Here is a 25441-nt window from a genome sequence, read left to right as displayed (position 1 = left end):
TCAATCACCTTGTCCTACTCATCTGGTCCTTCATTTGCCCCATCTGCTTCTGCATTTGCGTCATTTGGTCTTGCACCTGCATCATTTGATCCTGCATGAGTGTAAGCATCTCTATTACTCTGTTTTCCACTGCATCAACCTCCAAGCGAACGGTGAAATTCCCTGCTACAGCTTTTGATCGTATACTTCATTATAACCCGACAGCGCCGATCAAGGAACTGCTAACTAAACCAGCAATAAAGTTCACTATCGTTTGCTTTTCGTTTACTTTGAACGAGCTTGCGCTTTTTCTTAAGCTCCGGAAGTTTCCGATAAAAGCTCATCCAAGCACCTAGCAGCTTCGGTTCACGAACGAGGGCATAAGCCAAACTTAATAGCTCATAGAAGATTATCGGAAAAATGTGCCGTAAAACAGGCAATAGCCGGTCGTTTTTCCATATCATTTTATAACGGTTGATGTAAGATAACCTTCTCACAAAGAGCGGCTTAGCGCTTCTCCCGCCTTCTTTCCAGCCCCGCTCATGATAAGCCACCGCCCCAGGCTCGAAATACGCCTTCCAGCCCATAAGCCGCGCCCTCCAGGCAACATCCACATCCTCTTTGTAGGCAAAAAAATCCTCATCGAAAAATTCACCGTTGATGCTAATATCATCGATCATTTTACGAGAATATAGAGCAGCCGCGCCGGAAACGCCAAACACTTCCCTGGCATCCTGATAAGCCTCGCTCGGTTCATTCGCCCCACGGTCAAAAGCTCTGCGGGCCTCGTTCATCACAAGTCCTGTGCTATCTACAAACTGGCGATTGCTTTTAAACAAAAGCTTCCCGGTTGCGCTGCCGACCAAAGGGTTCGCCGTCAAAGTCCCGACCAAAAGCTGAATGAATTGTGGCTCCAGCGCGACATCGGGATTCAAAATCAGACAATAATCGGCATCGGACAAGCGGATAGCCTGATTATGCCCTCCTGCGAAGCCCTGGTTAGCGGTATTCGGAACAATGACACACTTATCGGACCATTTAGCCAGTCTTTCAAGCGTGCCATCGTTTGACGCATTGTCCACCACAATGATTTGCTCAATGGGATAGCTTTGGGCGAGCACGGCTTGCAAGCACTCATCAACATGTTCAGCGCTGTTATAAGTAACAATATGAACGCTAACCGTATTCATACTTCGCTTTCCGCCAGCTGCTTCAGAAAAGCCCTCAGCCCTTCACGCCAAGGCCTAAGATCCTCGAAACCATTCGCACGTATTGCCAAGTGCTCCATCGCAGAATAGCGAGGTCTCGGGGCTGGTCTGGGAAAATCCTCGGTAGCACAAGGCTCAACCTTCATCTGCTTCCCGCTCTCCTCAAATATCGCACAAGCAAAATCAAACCACGAACAAATGCCCGAATTGGAAGCATGATAAATGCCGTAACGCTCCGTTTGCACAAGCTGCTCAAGGAATTGGGCCAAATCTACCGTATACGTCGGCGAACCGACTTGATCGCTCACGACTTTAAGCATGTCGCGGTCATGCGCCAGCTTCAACATCGTTTTAACAAAGTTGGTCCCGTACAGGCCATACACCCAAGAAGTTCTCACGATAAAATATTTACTCGAAAGGGATTGCACAAGCTGCTCTCCGGCTCTTTTGGACTTGCCGTACACACTCTGCGGATTCGTATTGTCATATTCCCTATATGGAGCCGATGCCGTACCGTCAAAAACATAATCCGTACTAACATAGCAAAACTTCGCCCCTGCCCGCTCAGCCGCCGCGGCGACATTTCTGGTGCCAAACGCATTGATTTTATAGGCCAGATCCTCTTCAGTCTCAGCCAAATCCACAGCCGTATACGCCGCACTATGAATAACGACATCCGGCTTCAGCGATGAAATCACTTGATGACATTGCGCCTCATCCGCAATATCTAACTGATCGCGCCCAAAACCATGCACCTCATGCCGGCCATCCAGCAATTTGACGATATCCCGGCCTAGTTGACCATGCGCCCCAGTAACCAAAACTTTCATCTATTCAGCCCCTAGACGTGTTCCATACTGCTTGGCAAAATATTGCTGATACTCACCGGATTGGATTCGCTTCCACCATTCCTGGTTATCCAAATACCAACGAATCGTTTCCTTGATTCCAGTCTCAAAACGATGCACCGGGTTCCATCCTAATTCCCTCGTAATCTTCGTTGCGTCAATGCCATAGCGTCTGTCGTGACCCGGACGGTCTTTGACATACTGAATCAGAGACTCCGGCTTTCCAAGCTCCTTCAAAATCGTCTGCACGATATGAATATTCGTTCTTTCGTTATTGCCGCCAATGTTGTAGACTTCACCGCTCACACCTTTGTGCAGCACCAAATCGATCGCACTGCAATGATCCTCCACATACAGCCAATCGCGAATATTGAGCCCATCCCCATAAACAGGCAGAGACTTATCATTCAATGCATTGGCAATAATGAGCGGAATTAACTTCTCCGGGAACTGATACGGACCGTAATTGTTCGAACAGCGGGTAATGTTCACCGGCAAGCCAAAAGTCTCATGATAAGCCCGAACCATCAAATCCGATCCTGCCTTACTAGCGGAGTAAGGGCTGTTCGGCGCTAACGGCGTTTCTTCCGTGAACAGACCAGTTTCCCCCAAAGTTCCATACACTTCGTCAGTTGAAACATGAACAAATTTTTGAACCTTATATTTCTTGGCAGCCTCCAGCAGCACCTGAGTCCCCAAAACATTCGTCTTCACAAATATTTCCGGCTCCAAAATACTCCGATCCACATGCGACTCCGCAGCAAAATGAACAACAGCATCAACACCTTGCGCAAAAATGCTATCCACCAGAGCTGAATCCGAGATATCACCTTTAACGAACGTATACTGAGCGTTATTTTGTACGGATGTAAGATTTTCCAAATTCCCTGCGTAGGTCAGCGCATCAAGATTGATAATTTCATATTCCGCATAACGATTCAGCATATAATGGACAAAATTACTGCCAATAAAGCCGGCCCCGCCGGTTACAACAATTTTCATAGCAAATAAGCCTCCAACCTATTAAAATCTGATCTTCGCTTAAAAATTAATCTCAGCATCCTTAAAAAGCGGGTGCTTCTGATCTTTGTCCGATAAAATTGGCTTTGACGTCGGCCACTTAATACCTAGCGTCGGATCGTTCCAGAGAATCCCTCTGTCATGTTCAAGAGAGTAATATTCATCGACTTTATAAAGTACCTGCGTATTCGGAACAATCGTGCAAAATCCGTGAGCAAAACCTTGTGGTACAAGAAGCTGACGCTTATTGGCTTCGCTTAAAATGACCCCCACCCATTGCCCGAACGTCGGGGAGCTTTTGCGAATATCCACAGCCACATCGTAAATAGCTCCGGAAACAACACGAACAAGTTTTGTCTGCGCCTTAGGGTTCAACTGGTAATGTAGACCACGCAAGACGCCGGTTTCGACTGAAAGAGAGTGATTGTCTTGTATGAAAGAATAGTTAACACCTAAATCAGCAAACTTCTGACTGTTGTAAGTTTCCATAAAAAAGCCACGATGATCGCCATGAACATCGGGCTCAATGATGTAGAGTCCTTCAAGGTTTGTCGGAATGACTTGCATGTCTCGCACCTCTTATAATTTTAGCTTACCAAATTCCTCGCCGAACACCAAATCCTTTGCCAACTCATTTGCCCTTGCTAATGAAGCGTGGGTTCCTGCATCTGTCCACCAGCCCTGCAGTATGTCATAAGTGAGTTCGTTTCTTTGAATATAAGCATTGTTTACATCTGTAATTTCGAGTTCACCTCTACCAGAGGGCTTTAGCATTGCCACAATATCAAAAACAGTACTATCAAACATATATATTCCCGTAACCGCATAACTGCTCTTCGGTATCGAAGGTTTCTCTTCAATGGAAATGATCCTGTCCCCAACCAATTCCGGAACCCCATACCTTTGAGGATCATGCACCTCTTGAATGAGAATTTTTGCACCTTTTTCTTGCTGCCTGAAGTTACTGACGAACGGTGATATGTTATCCTCAAATACGTTATCGCCCAGTATAACAACCATGCGATCATCACCAACAAAATGTTTGGCTAACCCAAGCGCTTGAGCAATACCGCCAGCTTCGTCCTGTACTTTATAAGTAAAAGTAACATCCATTTCTTTACCGCTTCCAAGCAAATTCACAACATCCCCCATGTGCTCCTTACCCGTCACGATGAGGATATCTTCAATTTGAGCTTCCTTGAGCTTTGCAACTGCATGAAAAATCATCGGGTATTTGCCGACTGGAAGCAGGTGCTTGTTAGTAACTTTCGTAAGTGGGTAGAGACGTGAACCTGTACCGCCTGCTAAGATGATACCTTTCATAAAGTTCCCCCTATATGAAAATCTGAAAACTCATTCAAACGATCTGTGTAGTATTTTTTTCTTTTTTTAATTTATGTAAAGTTAAAGCTGAAAATGCCAATAATTTTTCTGATGATCCAGAGTTTGCAAGCGAAGCATACATCCCAGCGAATTATTGCGGATGAAGTACACTGTAAGAATTATTTTCCCATTCGTCTTTCGAAACTCTTTCTTTTAGTTCTTCTGAAAATCTAGAAAAATCATAAAAAACCAACTTATTATTATTACTAACAATAGGTTTCTCTTTTATTATTTCAGCAATTCTCTGCTCGAAAGTTCTATCTGCATACCCATCTCGATTAATATAGACTCCAGAAAAGTTAGCATATACAAGGCTTTCAATCATTTGATCAACTGGTTTTGATGAGATATCTTTAAGCCATAAGTCCTCTTTTCTTCCTCTCATAGCACCGTAACTCCATTTTAACTTTGTTGAGTGTAGATACCCTTTAAACAATTCGTAATCATTCATCTTATTTACTGGCGAACTTTCTGGAAAAGCAACATAAGGCAATTGGAATATCTTTGAACCAGCTGGCAAATTACCTTCTATTTTTTCAACAAAATCATTATCATTTTCAAATTCTTTTTTATTGGATTCATAAGAAGGAGTAAACTTGGAAGTTGTCTGATCAAACAAACCAATTAGAAGAAATACAACCCCCAAAAAACAGAGTATCCTCTCTCTTTTAGAAAAAAACAAACATTTTTTATAATAATAATCAAACATTAAAACAAAAGTACTTATAGCAAAAAAAGCAATAAAAACACTTATTCTATTATATGCTCTAATTTGTGAAGTGAACATTGTAGCTACTATGAAACTTAATCCACCTGTTGTCGCTAATACTAAACAATACAAGTTTAAGAAGCTGAGATACTCAATATATTTAGAAAAAGATTTTCTCTTAAAAAAGAAATTCATCAGTAAGATCATAAATCCTAAACTTCCTATTACTCCCAAAGAAGCCATGCCATTTTCATTAACAAGGGGACTATTTTTATCATAGCGAGTCCTTAGATTGTCTAGTGATTCTAATCTATGGCCGGGAATCGGAAGCAAAAGTTGACTAATTTTAAGTCCATAAATTTCAGTCTCAATGGGTGAACGGTGTGCTACTTCCAAATTTGACCCATTCTGTATCCTATAAAGAATACTTGGGGATAAGTTAATAACTACCCCAGTAATCACAGTCGATATCAATAAAACAGAAATAATTATGTTTTTCTTATTGTGATTGATATAACTATATACACCACTAATTAAAAACAAAAAACAAGCAAAAAAAGCGTAATAGACTCCAGTTGACGAAATTATTAATGCAACAATTAAACAAAAAAGTAATTTTTTATTTTTTTTAGGATTTATGCTTGTCTTATCAATCGTATCTGACATAATCCAAATCGAACTTAAAACTACTAGCGGTATTGTATAGTAACAGGAAAGAAATAGATGAATTTCTCCTCTAAAAAAATGATATGGTATAAAAGTATACAGTAAGCTACCGAGAGTAGAAGATAAAACAGTTAATGAAAGTTCTCTTAAAACAAAGAATGTAATAAAAGCAGTGAGAGGAAAAGTTATTAAAAAGAAAACATTTAAAATCAAGGCAAAGTTATTAGTGAAAAGTGAAAGAATTTTAATAATTAAAAAATTCAAATTATCAGTACCGAGAGGAAAATCATTGATATTAAGCTCAAACGGGGCACCTAATTTACTATTAATCAAATACCAACTATTTTCTGTCAACGTTTTTATTAACATACTGGTTAATAATGCATCACTACTATAATTAAAAGGTACTTTTAAATCTGCATCCCACAAACGCATGACAATACATAGTATTATAACTGCTAAAAGTGGGGGTATCAAATATATGGAAAAACGAGAAAATAATGATTCTTTTTTTTTTTTGATTCACTTTGTTTTAATTCCCTTCTATCGTTTGCGCTATACCTTCAGATGTTTTGAATGAAACTTCGATTGGACAAAATGGTGCATCTTCAAGATCATTCCGCAGCTTATTGTAGCACTATAACCAATTCAGGTCATTAACTTCATTTATAATCGAGCCAATTAGTTTGGTTTCATTATCTAATTTCATTTCAGCGATTAGACTAGCAAGGTGATCATAAAACGGACTCATAGCTATTTTGATATTTGATCTTTCTTCAAGAATTATTTTAGATACAAATTCATAGTATTTCTGTGAAACAATATCAATATTTTGATTTTCCCTAATATATTGAGCCGCTTGTTCTCCAATTCTTTTTATTTTATTCTGATTATCAAATAGAAATATTAATTCATTATATAATTGATTTAATTCATTATTATCATAAGGTATTTTAACCAAAGTGCTGTCAGGATAGTCTGAAAAAGTACCAATATCAGTTGCTATTACCAATTTAGCCATTCCCATCATTCTAACAAGGGCAGCTGAAGATTCACCCTGGATCGGATACCTAAGGTTGAAACAAATATCCATTAACAGTATGTATTCTTTGAATTTTTCAAGATCTGTATATCCAGTGACAACTACATTCTTCTCTAATCTATACTTTTTCACAAGTGAACTGATCTCTAAATCATTTGAAGTTTCACCAACAATATAAAAAATAAATTTATTGTTTTTTTCAACCAATTTCCCTAATGCTTCGCAGATAATGTGAATTCTTTTGTTTTTAGTCGCAAAACCAAAGGCCCCTAATAATAGTGTTTCTTCTGGTACGTTATATTTTTTTCTTAATCTTATTTTCAAATCATTCATTTCTTCGAGCGACATTGTGTCTACAGTATGTAGTGGAATTGTAGTTATAGGTAAATTACTATATTCAACCGTAATTTTATTTCTTACAAAATCAGATGTTGCAATTAAAGCTCTACAATTATCAATAACCCTCCGATTTAAAGGATACCTAATCGAATCGCTTTCCCAAACAGGTGGAATTACTCCATTTAGAAACTGTTTTCCAATCTCCAACCCTTCATAACCGTAATTATAAATCATTTCTTTTAAATATTCATCAGAGTTACCTTTTTGGAGTGTATTTTCAGCCATAAAATGATGAATAGCATAATCATGAAGAACAATGATACCAGGGTAACGAATTAATGTTTCATAAATGTAATCATGAAGCTTATAATTATTACCCATATGATAAATGATTGCATCGTATGGCTGATCCATGTGTAACAATGGAAACTCTTTATAGTAGTGAACATTGAAGTGTTGTTTGATGTTTCGATTTGTTAACTTCAAATTTTTAACAAACAAGTCGATATTCATATATTTCTTTAAATAAGGTAGGAGCTCTTCATTATAGTCTGATATGCCAGATCGATCTGGATTTAACGGAGTAAAATAAGCAACTCTCAAATTATCGTCCCTTCCTTATAGATTTTCTGTTAATTTATCAATTACAATATCCCAAGATATGTCTTTGACTGAGTCAAAACCATACTGCCCCATTTCCATTAGACCTCTAGTTTTTTTCTCATATAGCATTTTTATCTTCTCAGCAATACTTTCAGCATCAGGTGTTGAAATGTATCCATTTCTTTGATCAATGACAAACTCCAAAACCCCCCCGGAATCAAGAGATGTAAGAACAGGTTTTTTTGACAAAAAAGCTTCTAAAGTTACATAACCATAATCCTCATCGTAGGGCGCATAATAGACTGAAAAACAGTTTGCATAAAGCTTAAGAAGTTGTTCATCATCTACAAAACCAAGGAAATGTACTCGGTCTTCCAAACCATAGCCATGAACCATTTTCTTAAGATAATTTTCTTCAGGTCCCTTGCCTCCAATGAAGCATTTAATCTCTTTGGGTACATATTTCATCGCTTCGATTAACAAATCAATTCTTTTTAGTTTATCTAGTCGACCAATAGAAAGTATATAATCCCCATAAGTTTCATGATAATATCTACCTACATGTTTTGGAGGATGGTAAAGCACTTCTCCTTCAATATGATTATTGCTCTTCAATCTATTTGATGTATTATGAGCAATGGTATAAATTTTCTTTGACTCTTTTAAGGAAATCTCATCAAATTTTTTTATTGCCTCTCTGATAGCCAAATCGTTAGGATCCATTGTATAATCAGAATGGTCCGTATTAAATAGATCATATACTTGTCTATATTGGTGTACTAGCCAAGTTACTTTATTAGGGTGTTTAATACCGTAAGAAGGGAACTTTGTACCGATAACCATATCTATCTTCTCACCATTACTCTCTGTTAAATCGATCATCCTCCAAGCAAATGCATGATTCAACACTTCATTTTTCGGGTACCATTTAAAGGGGATTTTTACCGTATCTACATTATAACCTCGATGCCTCAAATTAATAAATAGCTCGTCAACAAGTAATTCTGCGCCGCCATTCACAAAAGGTACTTGAGAGTGACATATGACTATATTTTTTTTGCTCATAAATTAGCCCTTTCTAATCTATTTTTTGGCAATTAATACATAATCTTGATATCCAAAAAGAAGTTGATTTATCTTTTCAAAATTTTCATTAAAAGTATGTAAAGTCGCATCGATATTTTCTATTTTATGCAATGCAACTTTTTCGTCTACAGGTGATAAAAATTCAATTTTCAAATCTTTATATCCTGCACATTCAGCTATAAATTTTATTGTTCCAGGATGTACAGGTTTAACATGAGTTAAATCTTGATAAAATGAATTTGCATAGATATATAGGGAAGTTGGATTTGGCGTCTCCATAATAAGAAAGGAAGTAGGCGATAATTTTCTGTAACTAATCTCTACAAAGTTAGTCAATTGCTGGGGAGTCAGATGCTCAATTACATGACTTAAAAATATTCCACCCAATGAACCATCCGGAGTTCCTTCTAAATGATCAAATAAATCTCTTTGATAAACTTCAAAACCACGTTCTCTACTTACATTAACCATATCTCGATCTAAATCGATCCCAACACAAGAAATATTATTCTCCGTAAGAATCTCTAAAAATTCTCCTCTGCCACACCCTATATCCAAAACATTGGATTTTCCCAAAAAATACTCTAGATAAATCGATTGACGTTTCTTTATGACTTCAAAAGGACCTCTAAACCTTTCTTCAAATAAGTAATAATCGAAAGTCATTTTATCATCCATATTTTTATTCGTTTCATTTGGCAGTTGATGAATACCTTCTGTTAATTGAGAATTTTCATCATTTTTTTTCTTTTCTACTCTTCTAATACGATTAGATAATACCCCAATTTCACCATGGATATTATTTTGGATTTGATAACTTTGAGTTTGTAAATGAGTTAATTTATCTTTAAGCGAGTTTACTTTTGAGTCTAAGTCTGTTATTGCATCATTTTTCAACTTATTTTCTATTGTTAAATCAGTTATAAACTGCTTTAAGTCATCAAGGTCTGTTCTAATTACTTGAAGATGTCCTTCATTATTTGTTTTTGAAATAGAAAGTGATTCATTCGCTTGCTTTAACAGATAAAGTTGTGAGAGTAAATCATTATTTTGTTGCTCCATGTTTGATAATTTGCTTTCCATTTTAGTTATTAGTTGATTATTAGTGTCTAAATTTCTTATTAACACATTTACAGCATTAGCTATTGAACTATTGAATATCGTTTGATGGGTTGTTATTGGATTGATATACCATCTAAGTATTTTCCTAACTATTTTTTTAACGAAGACTATCAATGGGCCTGTATATTTCCTATGTGAAGTTATCAACCTTTCGGATGCTAGCATCCAATTACTATTATAAATGCCGCTCATTCTCTGGAGTTCATTGTCATTTAACTTTTTATTATCTTCTACTAAATTATTATTCTGATCATAAGTTTTCATCAATATTCTATTTGTAATTTCATTATTATTTAAATCAAATTTTTTACTCATTTGATACCTCCGATATTCCTATCCACTTATGAGGCATATACGCCACCCCTGCGTCATCTTCATACGAGTTTACTTCAAAATCTTGGATTCTAGTAATGTAATCATAAGGGGTTCCATCAATATGATGAGCGGCCACATCGATATAATAATTACCTCGCGTTAAATTCAGAGAAATTATTTGGATACTTAGAGTTCCAGTCGCACTTAATCTAACTGGAATTTTATCTATAAAAGTGTTTGTCCCATAACAACATAATCCATCCGCTCTAAATATTCCAATTCCAAATGCCACTTGCTCTGTAACATCACGATTCAGTTTATAAGATATTTCAATCTTTATTTCAGAACCTTTTTCAAAAATATATTTACTTTTTCCGAAAGAATTTAGAACCCTAACTTCTGTAATCTCGATGTTTCTATTTCCCCATCTTTTTATTTCTTTTTCTTGATTTTCATTCTTAGATTTTTCTGTCTCTTCCTCTTGAGTCTCGCGATGATGTCGAACCTCTTCACTTTCTGTCAAGAAAGTTAGATAATTACGAATCACTTCTCGGGGAGAACCTTTTTCTCTAACCTTCGATTGATCAATCCAATACACTTCGTCACAAAGCCTTTCCATTGAATTATGGTCATGTGACACAAAAACAATTGTTTTCCCATTTTTTTTAAACTCTTCAATTTTGCTAATACATTTTTTTTGAAATGCGTTATCTCCAACAGCAAGTATTTCATCAATTAGTAACACATCCGGATTAACATGAATAGCAATAGAAAAGGCAAGCCTCATATACATACCTGAGGAATACGTTCGAACTGGATTATCAATATAGCGCTCCAATTCAGAAAATTGAATTATATCAAATAATTTTTGATCAATTTCTTTTCTGTTTAACCCAAACAGTGAAGCATTCATATAAATATTTTCTCTTCCTGTAAAATCCATATGAAAACCTGCACCAAGTTCAAGTAAGCTGGAAACACGCCCTCTAATGATGAGTTCCCCTAGATCAGGTTGCAAAATTCGCGTCATAATTTTTAGAAGAGTACTTTTTCCCGAGCCGTTTCGGCCTATTAGACCAATCATTTTCCCACTAGGAATAGCCATGGATATGTCTTCTAAAACCCACTTTTCTTTAAAAACTCCTTTACTTCTATAAAGGAATCTTTCTTTTAAGGAAATCGGCTTATCCTGGTATATTTTATATTTTTTCCATACTCGATTGACTTCAATAGCATAAGTCATTATTTTCACCTAAATTTCTTCTATGAATTTGCCCTTCAACTTATGAAAGTAATTTTGAGCAAAAATCAGCAAACAAATTGAACACAACCCAAGTGATAATAATGAGACCCAAGAAGGGGATTGATGATAGTAAAAAACATCCCTATATGAGTTAATTATAATCCCCAATGGATTCCAACTAAATATCCATCGAAACTTTTCTGGTACCATAGCAATTGGATACAGAACTGGGGTCATATACATTAGAGCACTGAGAAAGATATTTAAAATATGTTCTAGATCTCGAAAAAAAACAGTTAGAGCTGAAACAAAGAATGCACATGCAAGTGACAAAATACACTGAATAAGAATAATCAATGGTAGCCATAAATAATGTACATCGGGAAAATAACCAAAAATCATTAATGCAGGAATTAATATCACCAATCCGTAAAGATAATTAATTAGTCCACCTGCAATAACAGATATTGGTAATATTTCTTGGGGAAAATAAACTTTTTTAATTAAATTTCCAGATGAAACTATAACCGATGCACTACTTTGAATTGAGGTTTGGAAAAAATTCCAACTTAATAAAGTACAAAACAAAAAAATCGGATAATTTTTGACATCCATTCTAATAATGAGAGAAAACAAGGTGGAATAAACAACAAGCATTAACAGAGGATTCAGAAATGTCCAAAGAAACCCGAAAAAAGATCCTTTATATCTTGTTCTTAAATCCTTAGACACATTATTTTTTAGAAATTCTCTATATTGGTAAATTTCTTTCCATTGTTTAAACACTGCTATTGACCACCTTGGTAACTACGATAATAGTTTAGTACATCTGTAAGAGTTGACTCTAAAGAATAGTGTGGACTCCACGAAGTAATACTTGTTAATTTTCTATTATCTCCATAATAGACTGGAACATCTATAGGGCGAAATTTATTAGGGTCGATTTGTATTTCAATTTGTTTTTTAGAACTCAGCACTAAATAATCCAATAGTTCTTTTATTGTAGTAGGTTTACCTGAGCAAACATTAAACACTTCTCCATGTTCTGAATTTATTAATAATAAATTGACATAAGCCCGAACTAGATCTCTTACATCAGTAAAATCACGAAATGATTCTAAATTGCCCACTTTCAAAATCGGAGGAGATTCCTTCCTTTCAATTCTAGCTATCTGATATGCAAAATCTGGGACAACAAACCCTAGGTTCTGACCCGGCCCGATATGATTAAATGGGCGTGCATGAATTACCTTCAATCCATAGGCATTATAATATTGGTTTGCTAAATATGATACAGCTGCTTTCGAGATTCCGTATGGATTTAATGGATTTAATTTAGCAGTTTCATTGATCGGTAACGAATCTTTTCTCGATATTCCATACTCTTCAGATGAACCGACTGTTAGAATCCGAACTTTGTTGGCGACTTCACTTTTTCGTATAGCTTCCAACAAATTAACTGTTAAATTAACATTACTTTGGAATGTATCTGAGATTGCCTCCCATGATTTACGTACATTACTTTGACCAGCAAGATGATAAATATGGTCAGGTTTTATTTGGTTAATTAATTGTACTATACTTGATTCGTTGGATAAGTCATTATGAAGTAGTGATTTTCTTGTATTACCTACTTTACTTGTCGTACCGTATACTTCATATCCAATAGATTCGAGATGTCTAACTAAATGTTGTCCTACGAAACCGTTATAGCCTGTAATTAATGCCCTCATTATATGAACCCTCTTACTTCAGTTTACTCAGTTTTGTTAAATCACTTTCAACCATCATTTTCACTAGCTGTTCAAACTCAACCTCTAGCTTCCAACCTAGTTTTTCCTTAGCTTTCGTACAATCTCCTAACAAAAGATCAACTTCGGCCGGACGTACAAATTTAGGGTCAATAATGACGTAATCCCTCCAATTGAGGCCAACATAATTAAAAGCAATTTCCACAAGTTCTTGGACCGTGTGGGTTTCGCCAGTCGATATAACAAAATCATCCGGTTTATCTTGTTGAAGCATTAGCCACATTGCTTTCACGTAATCACCAGCAAACCCCCAATCACGTTTTGAGTCAAGGTTCCCCAAACGTAGTTCTGTTTGCATCCCTAATTTTATTCGTGCTACTGCGTCTGTTACCTTTCTAGTAACAAACTCGACACCGCGACGAGGCGACTCATGATTAAACAGAATACCCGAACATGCATACATATCATAGCTCTCTCTATAGTTAACTGTGATCCAATGACCATATACTTTAGCTACTCCGTATGGGCTCCGTGGATAAAATGGTGTTGTTTCAACTTGCGGAGTTTCCACTACTTTCCCAAACATCTCACTACTTGATGCCTGATAAAAACGAGCTTCCGGTTTAATCAAACGAACCGCTTCAAGCATATTAGTAACACCAATAGCTGTTGTTTGACCAGTCAACACCGCCTGGGCCCAGGATGTGCCAACAAAGGATTGCGCCGCAAGGTTGTATACTTCGTCTGGCCTAGAAATTCGAATGGCTTGGGAAAGAGAACCCTGATCGAGCAAGTCTCCATCAACAAATTCAATTTCATTTGCAATATGTGCAATATTCTCCATTAAAGGGGAGCTTGTTCTTCTTCGTAAACCATATACTTTGTACCCTTTTGAAAGCAGTAATTCCGCCAAATAAGATCCATCTTGTCCTGTAATTCCTGTTATTAGAGCCTTCTTTGATGACATTTCCTAGTATCCCCTTTAAATGGTCTATTATAAATAATGATCTAACTTTTGAGTTCTTAGTTCTTTAAGAAGTAATTTAACCTCTTGTGCTTTATCTTTCGTACAGATTAGTGTTACATCATCCGTATCAACAACAATCAAATCTTCAATCCCTAGAGTTGCTATTAACTTTCCGTTATTACTCTCAATAATACATCTTTTGGTATCAATATTAAGTATATTGCCGCGGATAACGTTCCCATCTTCGTCTCTGTCATTGATTCGGTCAAGTGCAGTCCAGCTGCCTACATCATCCCAACCTAACATGCAAGGAATCATAAAAATATGTTCTGCCTTTTCCATAATTCCATAGTCAATAGATTGGTCGGGCATTTTGGTGAATTCCGACCTAATGATGTTTTGTTTATCATTCTGACCAAATCCTTGCTTTATTGTTTCTAATATATCATAAACCTCAGGCATTAAGGATTTGAAATAGTTTCTAATTGTGGAGATCTTCCAAATAAAAATACCGCTATTCCAATAAAAATTTCCTGAATCCAAATATGTTTGTGCTGTTACAGCATTCGGTTTTTCAACAAATCGATTAACTCTATAAACTTCTAGACCGTCAAGAACTTTTGCTTCTCCTGTACTCTCAATGTAACCATAACCTGTTTCAGCATAAGTGGGGGAAATCCCCAATGTTACCAAATTCCCTCCCTCTTGAGCAACCTGAACAGCTGTCTTTAATATGTTGATAAAGCCCTGTTCGTTCTCAATAATATGATCAGAAGGCAAAACCACCATCGTACTATCAGGAAATTTCTCTTCAATGACTATAGAAGCTAACCCAATGCAAGGTGCAGTATTTCTTCCTACCGGTTCAATTATAATATTTTCGGCGGGTAGATGGGGAATTTGGCCACGTATCAATTCCGCATAAAGTTCATTCGTCACAATGAAAATTTGGCTGACATCAATTAGTGTTTCTAACCTGCTAACAGTTTGCTGAATCATCGATTTATTTCCAGATATATTTAGAAACTGTTTAGGTAAATTTGTTCGACTTTTTGGCCAAAACCGTTCGCCTTTACCTCCAGCCATAATTACAGACGTAATTGTTGTCATTGTATTACCTCCGCAATTTAATTACTTACAAACATACTTCAGTCTCTTCTGAATAAGAGCCCCTATTACTTCTGGAGAAAAATGTTCCTTAATGGTCTTTTCCCCATTTAGAGAAATTTGTTGATAATACTTTTCATCTTCTACAAGTCTTTTCATATATTCAGCAGCATGACTAATATCAGGGTCAGCCCAAAACTGATACAACTGATATGGACCATGATCTTCACCAATTTGTACCAACTCAAAATCAACTAAACAAGAGTTATCATGTTTCATAAAATCTACATTTGAAGACCAATTCGTGCCTATTACCGCTTTACCCAGATACATTGCTTCCGCTAGCCCAAGTCCAAACCCCTCTGATCTATGTAATGAAACAAAACAGTCAATATTGTCAAGTAGCGCATTAACATCATTTCTACTGTAGGTTTCTTTTAATAAATAAATATTTCTGTAGTCTTGAATCATCTGTTGTAATAGTTTTAGTTCATTTGGCGTCGAGTTTGAGTTGTTAACTTTAATTACTAATCCGACTCTATTTTCATCTGGAGAAAATGCTTGCATGAAAGCTTGAATTGCAGCTTTTGGATTTTTGCGCTCTTGATAGCTATGAGTATCGTACATGGAAAGAAATAAAAAACGATCTTCTGGAAGATTAAAATATTCCCTAGTACGAACTTCTTTAATAATAACTTCGATACTGTGGGGAATTTTAATGACTGGAACAGGACTTTTGATTGATATGGAATCTGCTACAAAATTCGAAGGAACCCATACTTCATCTACGAATCGAAAGTTCTCCACCCACTCATCCGGAAAATCAGGCAATTCCCAGTGCCAATATCCAATATTATATCTATTTTGAAATATTTCGCTCCCCTCACTGGAGTAAACCTCCATCATCTGTTCAGCATTAATGTGAAAAATGTTAACATTATATAAAGGTTGTTTTATCTCCTTGTGTTGCCAAGTTGTATCAGTCATTCTCGATGAGTTAGTACCTTTATAATTAATAATTCCAAAAGGATACTGCACTGCATTTAAGTTTCTTGCGGCAATTCGACAAGACTCCCCAATCCCCATTTCCGCTCTTGAATATCCAATTAGATTAATACCTTTATTAATGTCACCTAGTTTCTTCATATCGCGTCCCCCCACTATTGAACCTTTATCTAGTGGGTACGCCTTATTAAGTAATTTTTTCTTAACTAGTTTCTTAAATTTGGTAGAAAGTATGGGATTTAAAATTCGCTTCCCATATACCGCTAATTTATATAAAATACGATAAAACCATTTCCCCATACTTTTACTCACCGCCAAAAATATTACCAATAATGTCGATCCATGTCTATTATTAATTAATTTAATATAAATGCTACACTACTTCATTTACCCCACATATTATAATTTGGAAAGCCTCTCCCAGTATGCTAAAATAAAACTCGAACTTTAGCGAAGAAGGAGACTGTTTTCTCATGAGTGCAAGCAAGAATACGTACGCGGCTGCGAGAGCGAAGGCCAACGGGACGACGGCAGAGAAGAGCTCGATTATTTTTTGGCTTTTAACCGTCTTTGTGGGCCTGTTTTTGTTCTGGGCGCCATTTCAGCGAGGGCTTTTTAACGGCGGGACCTACGATTTTGAAAGATCGATTTATTCGGCTTCTGTCTGGTCTTCTATCATTTTGCTCTTGGTTGCGATCTATGCTTTTTTTGTGTACAAGCTCAATGATCAAAAAGATGTATTAACCATTCTCGTCCTGCTAATGCCGCTTACGTATGTGATCTCTTTGTCGAATGCTGCGTCGCATTACTTGGCAACGAACATGGTCTACATCCAGATGCTGTATGCCACCTTCTTCATCTTAGGCGTTTTTTTGACAAAAAACAAGCTTGGCACAACCATTACTTCGACGATCTTCATGGTTTCCAGTTATGTCATCGTTATTTTCGGACTTTTGTACTGGCTGGGCAACGGAAATTTTGCCGGTCATTTGGTCGGATGGTTTGCGCTGATGCAGTCAAACGCTCCTTTGGTCTATAAAGATGCGGTGATGACGGATTCGAACGGTCTGCGTCTTACCTCTGTTTTCCAGTATGCAAATACTTATGCGGCTTTTCTGATTGCTTTTATTCTTGGCGCAATTTTCTATATTTTAAAGTCTCGTAAATGGTATGGGATTTTGCCTCACGCTTTATTGATGGTTCCCATGATTGTATCTTTTTGGCTGACTTTGTCCCGCGGCGCTTTGGTGGTGCTGCCGGTTATTTTCTTAGTCATGATGTTCTTCTTGTCGTTCAGCAGGCAAATTTTGGCCCTGATCCATCTTGTGTTGGGCTTCGCGGCTTCTCTGGTGATTTTGCAAAAGATCACGACGATCGGAACAGAGCTGCAAACGAAGCCGACTGCATCGCTATCATGGAGCGGATGGTCGATTTTGCTGCTGGCCTCCGTCATTTATGCGGCTCTTGCTATCGCTATCCAGCTCTTTTTGGCGCCATGGTTGAATCGCGTTTCTGAGCGTTTGGCTCAAAAGAAATTCGTTAATTTTATTTTGCCGGTTGCGGCGATTGTAGTCGGCATTCTCGGGGCTGTGCTTTTGTTCGGAGATACCGGTTTGAAAAATGTGCTGCCGGATAACGTGAAGACGCGCCTGGAAAATATCAACTTTCAACAGCACTCGGTTTTGGAGCGCGGCACTTTCTACAAAGATGCCGTAAAGCTGTGGAAGGATTACCCGATTATCGGGGCCGGCGGCGGAGCGTGGGCTTCCCTTTATGAAAAGTATCAGAACAACCCTTATACGAGCCGACAGGCGCATAACTTTGCCTTGCAATATTTGGTAGAAGCCGGTGCTCTTGGGTTTTTGGCGTTTATCGCGTTTGTTGCTGCTGTGCTATTTTTCTATATTCGAAGTTATATAAAAAGCTCTGAAGAGAACAAGGATCTGCACTTCATCTTTTTCATTATTGCAATCTCGTTGTTGATTCACAGTATGATTGACTTTGATTTGAGTTATGTCTATTTGGGGGGAATTTTGTTTCTGGCTCTCGGGGCTATGCTTGCCGGCAGCGCTGGGGCGCCTATCCGGATCAAGTCGGAGTCTGTAGCATTGAAAAAAGCATTTCCCGCGCTTTTGACGGTGTTGTCCATCGTCATGTTCTACATCTCTGCGCAGCTGCTTTCGGCAAACAGTTCTTATTTAAAAGCAATGGATGTTATCAAGAACAACAACAATTTTAACGATATCGTAGCGCCGTTGGATAAAGCGATCAGCCTGCACCCCGGGCATCCTGACTATATTTTGAGCGGCTATATTAGCCGGATCGGGATTACGCTGCAGGTGTATAACCAAATGAAAGCCCAGGATCAAGCCAAAGCCGACGAATTTTTTAATCAGGCGCAGAGCTTGCTTGATGATTTGAAAAAGAAAGAGCCGCACAACCGCATGGTTCCTTTTCAGCAAATTTATATGTACCAAACTAAGGGCAAGCTTCAGGAAGCTCTGGATGTAGCCAGAACTGAGATTGCCAACTACCCTTGGTATATTGATCTCTATGAGAAAATTACTGCTTTAGATGTTGAGATAGCGAATCAGAAGCGGGAAAGCAAAGATTTCCAGGAAACAAACAAATTGTGGGACGAAGTGCTTGCAACTTATAAAACCGTGGTCGATCGCGTCGAATCGTTGAAGAATTTGCCTACAGGGCAGCTGCAGGGCCGCGAATTCGCCGTCACTCCGAGCATGGCTCTGAATGTCGGGCAAGTGTATTATATGCGCGGAGATTATGCGGCAGCGGCTAATGCAATCAAGCCATACCTGAGCGATCAGCTCGATGATCAAATAAATAGGCTTGCCGCCCGCTGGTATCTCGCCGCGCTGCAAAAACAAGGCTCGAACGATCAAGCTCTTTACGATAAGCTGATCGCCAAGGACGCGAATGAGAAGCAAGTGATCGAGTCCATTAAGGCGACGAATTTTGAATTGAAATAAGTACAGCCTTTGAAAAGCAGCCGTCCCCACCCTGGGTGACGGCTGTTTGCCGTTTCAGGTTGATTCGATAGGTAGTGTTTGAACTGCTCCTGACCAAGATCTGTGGTATAATCGTAGGAGTATATTTTAGCGGAGGACTTTCGAATCGCCGATTCGTGGGCAGCCCGGGACGGTTATTTTCTCGTGGAAAGGGAGGTAGAGTATGAGTGAGAATATTTTGAATCAAATATTGGAGAAGCTGCAATCTGTAGAGGATGAGCTGCGTACCGTTCGGGACGAGCAGCGCGGAGTGAGAAGTGAGATCGGTTCAATGAGGAATGATTTGAGCCTCATGCAGAGTGAAATGAGCTCCATACAAAAAGAGCAGCGCTCGATGAGCGAAGAACTGCGTTCCATTAAAGCGGATACTTCGGACATTCCGCTTATTCGCCGGGCTGTGCTTGAAAGCGCCGAGATTTTAAGAAATATCGAGAAGGACAAGGAAGCTTTTGAGCGCAGAGTGGCGTCGGATTTGAACACGCATGAATACAACATCGACATACTGAATCGTGAGCAATTGAAACTTAAAACAGAGATTGAAAAGCTAAAAAATCGTTAATCCCGAAGCGAGCGCGGGAATCCAAAAAAACAAGCCATTCGATGGTTAAACACCGTCAAAGGGCTTGTTTTTGCATTTATATTTCTGCTCTTCGGCAAGACTACTGTGTTCTTACTTTACAGACCTATTCACAGCCTCGTAAAACCGCCTCCAGGCAGCCGACATGCCCTGCAGCTCTTCCGTCTGTACTGCCGCCTCTTTAGCGGCTTTTTTGCTTCTCCGCGGCTTTGCCGGCAAGCTATCCGCTTCGCCGGTCCCGCCGGTATCGGCAGTTTCGGCGGGCGGGCGGCCTCTTCTTTTCTCGCTCATCTTCATCGGCCTCACTTCTCGATCCATTCTTTTCGCAGGGCGAACAATTCTCGCAGTTCGCCTGTCGACATTTCGGTGATCCAGTTTTCGCCGCTTCCTACGATCTGCTGGCTCAAGCCCTGCTTACGCTCGATCATTTCGTCGATGCGCTCTTCCAACGTGCCTAAGGTGACAAATTTGTGCACCTGAACGTCGCGGGTCTGGCCGATGCGGAAGGCGCGATCGGTGGCCTGATTTTCGACGGCAGGGTTCCACCAGCGGTCGAAGTGAAACACATGGTTCGCCGCGGTCAGATTCAGACCGGTGCCCCCCGCTTTCAGCGAGAGGACAAAGATGCCGCATTGCTCGCTTGGCGTCAGCGAACGATCCTGAAAGCGAGCGATCATCTGATCGCGCTTGAGCTTGCTGAGTCCGCCGTGTAAAAATTGGACGGGCTCTTGGCGTTCCCTTTCGATGACGGCTTGCAAAATGTTGCCCATCTCTACGAATTGGGTGAATATCAGGCAGTTTTCGCCCTCCGCCCGAAGCTCGTCAATCATTTCGAGCAAGCGCTCCACCTTGTGCGAGCGGTCTAATGAGGGCACAGCGCCCGTTTCTTTGAGGAATAAGGACGGGTGATTGCAAACTTGCTTCAGTTTGACAAGCGAAGCCAGAATCAGGCCTTTTTTCTCCATCCCGGTTAACGTATCGATGTTGTCCAGCATGTTTCGGACGATGTTTTCGTACAGAGCCCCCTGTTCCGGAGTTAGAGATACGTAGGTTTTGGACTCGTATTTGTCCGGCAAATCAAGCTGAATAGCCGGATCCTTTTTTAACCTGCGCAGCAAAAAGGGGCGAATAAGCCGCTGTACTTGGGCGGTCAGCGCGGCGTCTCCGTTTTTTTCAATCGGATTAACGTATTTGTGATTGAACTGCCCCAAACTGCCCAAGTATCCAGGGTTTATAAAATCAAATATGGACCACAGCTCGGTCAACCGGTTCTCAATCGGCGTTCCCGTCAGGGCGATGCGCTGTCTTGCATTCAAGCGGCGGATCGCCGAGGCTTGCTTGGTATAGGCGTTCTTGATGTTTTGCGCCTCGTCCAGACAGAGAGCGTTCCACTCAAGAGACGACAGTTCTTCCTCGTCCAGGTGTGAGAGATTGTACGATGTCAACACAAGATCGGCGTCCCGGACAGCCTCTGCAAATTGCTCGCCTCTGGCGCGTTGCGAGCCGTAATGCAGATGAATTCGCAGGGAAGGAGCGAACCTTTCCAATTCCTTTTGCCAGTTGCCCAGTACGGAGGTCGGACAGATGAGCAGTGAGGGCGCAAGCGTGAGTCCTATAGCTTTAGCCTCTTCTCCTCGCACATGCAGCAGGTAGGCGATGAATTGAATCGTTTTGCCCAGTCCCATATCGTCGGCCAGACAGCCTCCCAGACCGATCTTGCGCAGGAACGCGAGCCATGATACCCCTTCCTGCTGATAATGCCGCAGATGCGCTTCTAATCCTTCCACTTGCTCTATAAGAGGAATGCTTTGGGTTTGATTCAGCTGTTTCATCAGATTGCGCAAGTTATTGTTCAGCTCTACCTTAATGGGCATCGCCTCCGCGGCGTCAAGCGCGGCATCTCCTGACGGTGGCTCGTCCCCTTCGGCCAGATGCATTTGCAGCACATCGCGGAACGTAAGTCCTTTCTTTTTTTCCACTTGTTTCATGGCAGCCATGATCTTTGCCAAAAATGACGGGTCGAGCTGCACCCAATTGCCGCGAATGTACATGAGCCGCTTTTTCTGCTCAGCCATCAGCAGGAACTCTTCTTCCGTTAGATCTACTTTCCCGACCGCGACCCGCCAATCGAATTGCACAAGCTGATCCATGCCGAACATGGAGTTTCGCGACGAACCTACAGAAGATTGCAGCTTCGCTTTCAACTGCGGTCTTAACAGCTTCAGTTCTTCCCACCACGAAGGCAAAAGCACGGAAACCCCGGCCTGCAGCAAGCTCAGGCTCGTCTCGTTCATAAACGTCCATGCTTCGTCATCCGTAACATATTCCATCAATTGCCCGCTATTTGCCAAACCGGGAGCAATCCTCACAAATTTATCTGCAGCTTCGCTGACGCGCTGCTCAATCGCGCCCCCCCACGCTTCAGGTATATGTCCCGACAAATGCTTCCCGCTTACGTCAAATTCAGCAAATTGCCCCAGATCGCGGCGATCCTGAACAATAAGCTGCAATCGCCAGCCGTCATCCAATTCCAATTCACCGGGCTCCAACAGATGCAAGCAGATGCGAAAAGGCGCTTCATCCTGCTTCCAGCCTATGGCCGCCAGCCAGTCCTCTTCCTGCATCCAAGTCAAAGCTCCCACGCTTTCGCTATCTACTGCCGGGCCCAGACGCAGCAGTTCGTTCTCGCTTACAACTTCGTTCCACGCGGCAGCGATTTCAGGCTCCTCGCGCAGCAGTTCCTGGACGATTTCATCGAACCAACGATCCGGCATAGCGATATTCGAGCGTTCGCCTTGCTGCAGCAGCTCCCGATAGGAGGCTTCCTGTTCTTCCGGCAGCGCAAGCTCCCAGCCGAATTCTCCGGCCCGCCAACGGCTGAACGAAGGCCGGAACCAGCCATGGCCAAGCGCCTCCTTATAGATTGCCGCCGCCCGCTTCAAGAACTGCAGTTCCCCGCTCCATTCAAGCTCACTATGCAGCAGCGCAGGCGAAGGGGCAGCCAGATAATCCATAGCTGTTAAAGGGGATAAGTCAAGCCCGGGGGTACCATCCTCCGCTTCAGTGGATTCAACCCGCGTCCCATAGAAGGATCGCTCATGCCAGGCGAAAAGCAGCCTTCTAAGCCAATCAGACTCAACAAGATAGTTCAAGTTAGTGCCTTTAAGCACGAGATTGCCTGAACTCAACCATTCCGACGATACAAATATCGGTTCCAAACCAATCATGAGATCAGCTTTCCTTTCCTCAGTTCTTCCTGGAAAGCGCGGTAGCGCACATACTCCTTGCTGAGCTGCCCGATGTACCGCTCCCATGTCAGCGGCTCCTTCAGCTTTTTATAAAACTGCGCCAGTTTTTTGAGCAGCTTGACAGCGAGCTTGTAAGAATCCCTGCTTTTTTCCTGTACAAACTGCTCCACGGCACGATGATAAAGCGGCAGCAGCAGACGCACATTTTCTTTTTCAATTTCCTTCAAGTAAGCGGTGCCCAACTGGAAAGGGGTCAATTCCATCAATAAGCACAGATCCACCCATTGCCGATACTCCCTGTCCCCCAGCAGCTGCGCCGAATACCATGGGTAGCTCCCCGGAAGCAACGCAATCATAGCCTGTCTGACCTGTGTTTTCAGCTCCCGATGCTTGGCGGCCTCTTTCCAAAGATTGAAATAGTAGACCAGCTGCTCTCGACTGGGTGATTTGAGCAGCGGCAGCAGTTCCTGGAGCCAGTTCGCAAGTCTGTCCCACTGCTCCACTTGCACAAATGTATGGAAATAACCGAAAACTTCTGCCGGCTCAAAACGTTCCACTTCCCCGGAGAATAGCCGCCAGGCTTCCTCATCCCGTCCCGCAATCGCCTCAAAATGGGCAAGCGCCATGATGGCCGCATCCTTCGTATCGGCCGGTAGCGACGAATCAGCCGCCACAAGCCGCAATCTTTGCTGCTCCTTGCTCATTAGGCTCTCTTCGTTCAGAAGATTCCACCACAGCAACCGATAAGCTTCTGTCATGTCCATCTTCTCCTGTCGATAACCTTTCAAGGCATGCTCCGCCAAAAAGTCGCACGTTTCCGCCAAGTGAAGCGGATATTTGGCTCTCGCATCCTCAGAATTCAAGTCGGCCAAAGCCTGGTACAGTTTTTCCATACAGTCTTTGGAGATCGCACTTGAATAATTGCTCATTTCCTGATAAGAGTAATATCCTCTCGCCAATTGCTGATACTTGCTTTCGCACAGCTTCATCAGAAAAAGCTGCACATGAATCCGGTATATGCCCCGAATGGTCGTATTCCAATGCTCGGCAATCGGATACAGCTTGTTGAACGCCTTTTTGTATAATTCATCCACATAATAAACGTTATAAGCGGTAGTGCCTTCGAATTGTTTCTCGAAATATTGGTGCCACTTAACCGTTGATTCGGACTCCCGGGGCGTTGTGGGGACTTGGCTCATCTCCTGAGCTTTTGGACGAGCTGTCCGCGTTTCGAAAGAACTAACGATCGGATCGCCAAACAAGTCCCTTTGCACAGGTTTCCGCAAATCCTTGGGATTATAGCCGAGTTCATCGAAGATTTCAAAAAGCACTGCTGCCATATGCTTGCAATACCCGCCGTAAGGACAGCTGCAACTGCTGTTGTGAAAAGATTCCAAATTGATGGTTACGGTGTATGAAAATGAGCCTCTTACTTTGGCTTTTGCCAATTTGAGGCCTTCCATTTGCATCTGCCTGACCGCCCGGTTCTCGTAGTAGTGCCAGCCCCTGTTCAATATGGTACTGCTGAAATAAGACCGGTACGTGTTGATTATTTTAACGATAACTGTATCTGCTTCTTCCATCCGTACTGCCCCTCTAATGATTGGTCTATCCCTTAAGTATACAGAAATTGATCTATGATTGAAATAAAGGGGCATCATTTTCAAAATAGCAGCAAGCAGCAAGCGTTGTCTCCTTGAGGAGCGCATCGCCCTGCTGCTTGCCGGCCTACAGTATTTTTTTCCGAAATTAAAATCCTTCTCTAAATGCGTGGTGGTGTGGATGAACTCCACAAAACTCATCTCTCTCCGAACAAGTATATACATGCTCGTAAACCGGAATACAATAATGTCTGTTTACGACCTCGATCGGATGAACGACTTGAACGCGCTGCGGATGATAAAAATCTCTAACGACTCTTTGCGGATCTGTCATTATAGGGTCGGCAGGCGGACATTGAACATTTCTTTGAGGTTGAAAAGCCATGAATCAGGTCATCTCCTTTTATTGGGTATACGTTACTATACGAATATCCCCTAGACAAGGCGTGTGCACTTGCCTACATGGGGGAAAAAACCATAAGCGATGTTTGCACGTTTGGCAATCCGCTGCTCAGGGTACTAAAGCAGTATTACATGGATGCAACGTCTCCTGCAACGTACACACGATACCACAAATTGCCGACTGTCCCCGC

General features: G+C 40.8%; 21 protein-coding genes. 2 read left to right on the top strand and 19 right to left on the bottom strand.

Annotation, left to right across the window (positions count from 1 at the left end; all coding sequences use genetic code 11):
- Positions 1-4 precede the first annotated feature (4 nt).
- The 16 genes from AC6RNO_RS20790 to AC6RNO_RS20715 form a co-directional block, all read right to left on the bottom strand.
- Positions 5-130, bottom strand: a complete 126-nt coding sequence (locus AC6RNO_RS20790; RefSeq protein WP_474683939.1) for a hypothetical protein — start codon at positions 128-130, stop codon at positions 5-7.
- 91 nt (positions 131-221) lie between these two features.
- On the bottom strand, positions 222-1169 hold the full coding sequence (locus AC6RNO_RS20785) for a glycosyltransferase (protein WP_497106601.1): 948 nt from the start codon (positions 1167-1169) through the stop codon (positions 222-224).
- Positions 1166-2017 (bottom strand): dTDP-4-dehydrorhamnose reductase, encoded by an 852-nt coding sequence (gene rfbD / locus AC6RNO_RS20780; RefSeq protein WP_497106600.1) that lies wholly within the window; start codon positions 2015-2017, stop codon positions 1166-1168. Before rfbD ends, AC6RNO_RS20785 begins: the two co-directional genes overlap by 4 nt.
- Complete coding sequence (gene rfbB, locus AC6RNO_RS20775) at positions 2018-3037, bottom strand: dTDP-glucose 4,6-dehydratase (RefSeq protein WP_497106599.1); 1020 nt, start codon at positions 3035-3037, stop codon at positions 2018-2020. It lies immediately after the preceding gene.
- Positions 3038-3076: 39 nt separating this feature from the next.
- On the bottom strand, positions 3077-3622 hold the full coding sequence (gene rfbC / locus AC6RNO_RS20770) for a dTDP-4-dehydrorhamnose 3,5-epimerase (RefSeq protein WP_497106598.1): 546 nt from the start codon (positions 3620-3622) through the stop codon (positions 3077-3079).
- 12 nt (positions 3623-3634) lie between these two features.
- Positions 3635-4378: a sugar phosphate nucleotidyltransferase gene (locus AC6RNO_RS20765; protein ID WP_497106597.1), complete on the bottom strand. Its 744-nt coding sequence runs from the start codon at positions 4376-4378 to the stop codon at positions 3635-3637.
- A gap of 151 nt (positions 4379-4529) precedes the next feature.
- Positions 4530-6248, bottom strand: a complete 1719-nt coding sequence (locus AC6RNO_RS20760; RefSeq protein WP_497106596.1) for a hypothetical protein — start codon at positions 6246-6248, stop codon at positions 4530-4532.
- Between the two features lie 202 nt (positions 6249-6450).
- Positions 6451-7797: a glycosyltransferase gene (locus AC6RNO_RS20755; protein ID WP_497106595.1), complete on the bottom strand. Its 1347-nt coding sequence runs from the start codon at positions 7795-7797 to the stop codon at positions 6451-6453.
- A gap of 15 nt (positions 7798-7812) precedes the next feature.
- Positions 7813-8862: a glycosyltransferase gene (locus AC6RNO_RS20750; protein WP_497106594.1), complete on the bottom strand. Its 1050-nt coding sequence runs from the start codon at positions 8860-8862 to the stop codon at positions 7813-7815.
- Between the two features lie 18 nt (positions 8863-8880).
- Complete coding sequence (locus AC6RNO_RS20745) at positions 8881-10320, bottom strand: methyltransferase domain-containing protein (protein WP_497106593.1); 1440 nt, start codon at positions 10318-10320, stop codon at positions 8881-8883.
- Entirely contained in the window at positions 10313-11563 is a 1251-nt protein-coding gene (locus AC6RNO_RS20740) for a Wzt carbohydrate-binding domain-containing protein (protein ID WP_497106666.1), read from the bottom strand. Before AC6RNO_RS20740 ends, AC6RNO_RS20745 begins: the two co-directional genes overlap by 8 nt.
- A gap of 9 nt (positions 11564-11572) precedes the next feature.
- Positions 11573-12349 carry an ABC transporter permease gene (locus AC6RNO_RS20735; protein WP_497106592.1) on the bottom strand — a complete coding sequence of 259 codons (777 nt, stop codon included), beginning with the start codon at positions 12347-12349 and terminating at the stop codon, positions 11573-11575.
- Between the two features lie 2 nt (positions 12350-12351).
- Complete coding sequence (locus tag AC6RNO_RS20730) at positions 12352-13296, bottom strand: GDP-mannose 4,6-dehydratase (protein WP_497106591.1); 945 nt, start codon at positions 13294-13296, stop codon at positions 12352-12354.
- Positions 13297-13309: 13 nt separating this feature from the next.
- On the bottom strand, positions 13310-14281 hold the full coding sequence (gene gmd / locus AC6RNO_RS20725) for a GDP-mannose 4,6-dehydratase (protein ID WP_497106590.1): 972 nt from the start codon (positions 14279-14281) through the stop codon (positions 13310-13312).
- 27 nt (positions 14282-14308) lie between these two features.
- On the bottom strand, positions 14309-15391 hold the full coding sequence (locus AC6RNO_RS20720) for a sugar phosphate nucleotidyltransferase (protein ID WP_497106589.1): 1083 nt from the start codon (positions 15389-15391) through the stop codon (positions 14309-14311).
- A gap of 21 nt (positions 15392-15412) precedes the next feature.
- Positions 15413-16693: a glycosyltransferase gene (locus AC6RNO_RS20715; protein WP_497106588.1), complete on the bottom strand. Its 1281-nt coding sequence runs from the start codon at positions 16691-16693 to the stop codon at positions 15413-15415.
- A gap of 173 nt (positions 16694-16866) precedes the next feature.
- On the opposite strand from AC6RNO_RS20715, the gene AC6RNO_RS20710 reads away from it, so the two are divergent.
- Together AC6RNO_RS20710 and AC6RNO_RS20705 are read left to right on the top strand one after the other, a co-directional pair.
- On the top strand, positions 16867-19383 hold the full coding sequence (locus AC6RNO_RS20710; protein ID WP_497106587.1) for an O-antigen ligase family protein: 2517 nt from the start codon (positions 16867-16869) through the stop codon (positions 19381-19383).
- A gap of 202 nt (positions 19384-19585) precedes the next feature.
- Positions 19586-19981: a hypothetical protein gene (locus AC6RNO_RS20705; RefSeq protein ID WP_497106586.1), complete on the top strand. Its 396-nt coding sequence runs from the start codon at positions 19586-19588 to the stop codon at positions 19979-19981.
- A gap of 111 nt (positions 19982-20092) precedes the next feature.
- Here AC6RNO_RS20705 and AC6RNO_RS20700 read toward each other — a convergent pair whose 3' ends face one another.
- The 3 genes from AC6RNO_RS20700 to AC6RNO_RS20690 are packed head-to-tail and all read right to left on the bottom strand — an operon-like array spanning position 20093 to position 24830.
- A complete protein-coding gene (locus AC6RNO_RS20700) occupies positions 20093-20290 on the bottom strand; it encodes a hypothetical protein (protein WP_474683930.1) in 198 nt (65 codons plus the stop codon).
- 11 nt (positions 20291-20301) lie between these two features.
- Entirely contained in the window at positions 20302-23226 is a 2925-nt protein-coding gene (locus AC6RNO_RS20695) for an SNF2-related protein (protein WP_497106585.1), read from the bottom strand.
- Positions 23223-24830, bottom strand: a complete 1608-nt coding sequence (locus tag AC6RNO_RS20690) for an SWIM zinc finger family protein (RefSeq protein WP_488434299.1) — start codon at positions 24828-24830, stop codon at positions 23223-23225. The genes AC6RNO_RS20695 and AC6RNO_RS20690 overlap by 4 nt, the downstream gene beginning before the upstream one ends.
- Positions 24831-25441: the final 611 nt, after the last annotated feature.

This window comes from Paenibacillus sp. sgz302190 (assembly GCF_059820445.1).
This window is presented reverse-complemented; position numbering and strand designations above follow the sequence as displayed.

Excerpts from the sequence above, each read along its gene's own strand:
- AC6RNO_RS20785 (WP_497106601.1), bottom strand. The coding sequence starts at position 1,169 with ATGAATACGGTTAGCGTTCATATTGTTACTTATAACAGCGCTGAACAT.
- rfbD (WP_497106600.1), bottom strand. The coding sequence starts at position 2,017 with ATGAAAGTTTTGGTTACTGGGGCGCATGGTCAACTAGGCCGGGATATC.
- rfbB (WP_497106599.1), bottom strand. The coding sequence starts at position 3,037 with ATGAAAATTGTTGTAACCGGCGGGGCCGGCTTTATTGGCAGTAATTTT.
- rfbC (WP_497106598.1), bottom strand. The coding sequence starts at position 3,622 with ATGCAAGTCATTCCGACAAACCTTGAAGGACTCTACATCATTGAGCCC.
- AC6RNO_RS20765 (WP_497106597.1), bottom strand. The coding sequence starts at position 4,378 with ATGAAAGGTATCATCTTAGCAGGCGGTACAGGTTCACGTCTCTACCCA.
- AC6RNO_RS20760 (WP_497106596.1), bottom strand. The coding sequence starts at position 6,248 with ATGCGTTTGTGGGATGCAGATTTAAAAGTACCTTTTAATTATAGTAGT.
- AC6RNO_RS20750 (WP_497106594.1), bottom strand. The coding sequence starts at position 8,862 with ATGAGCAAAAAAAATATAGTCATATGTCACTCTCAAGTACCTTTTGTG.
- AC6RNO_RS20745 (WP_497106593.1), bottom strand. The coding sequence starts at position 10,320 with ATGAGTAAAAAATTTGATTTAAATAATAATGAAATTACAAATAGAATA.
- AC6RNO_RS20740 (WP_497106666.1), bottom strand. The coding sequence starts at position 11,563 with ATGACTTATGCTATTGAAGTCAATCGAGTATGGAAAAAATATAAAATA.
- AC6RNO_RS20730 (WP_497106591.1), bottom strand. The coding sequence starts at position 13,296 with ATGAGGGCATTAATTACAGGCTATAACGGTTTCGTAGGACAACATTTA.
- gmd (WP_497106590.1), bottom strand. The coding sequence starts at position 14,281 with ATGTCATCAAAGAAGGCTCTAATAACAGGAATTACAGGACAAGATGGA.
- AC6RNO_RS20720 (WP_497106589.1), bottom strand. The coding sequence starts at position 15,391 with ATGACAACAATTACGTCTGTAATTATGGCTGGAGGTAAAGGCGAACGG.
- AC6RNO_RS20715 (WP_497106588.1), bottom strand. The coding sequence starts at position 16,693 with ATGGGGAAATGGTTTTATCGTATTTTATATAAATTAGCGGTATATGGG.
- AC6RNO_RS20710 (WP_497106587.1), top strand. The coding sequence starts at position 16,867 with ATGAGTGCAAGCAAGAATACGTACGCGGCTGCGAGAGCGAAGGCCAAC.
- AC6RNO_RS20705 (WP_497106586.1), top strand. The coding sequence starts at position 19,586 with ATGAGTGAGAATATTTTGAATCAAATATTGGAGAAGCTGCAATCTGTA.
- AC6RNO_RS20700 (WP_474683930.1), bottom strand. The coding sequence starts at position 20,290 with ATGAGCGAGAAAAGAAGAGGCCGCCCGCCCGCCGAAACTGCCGATACC.
- AC6RNO_RS20695 (WP_497106585.1), bottom strand. The coding sequence starts at position 23,226 with ATGATTGGTTTGGAACCGATATTTGTATCGTCGGAATGGTTGAGTTCA.
- AC6RNO_RS20690 (WP_488434299.1), bottom strand. The coding sequence starts at position 24,830 with ATGGAAGAAGCAGATACAGTTATCGTTAAAATAATCAACACGTACCGG.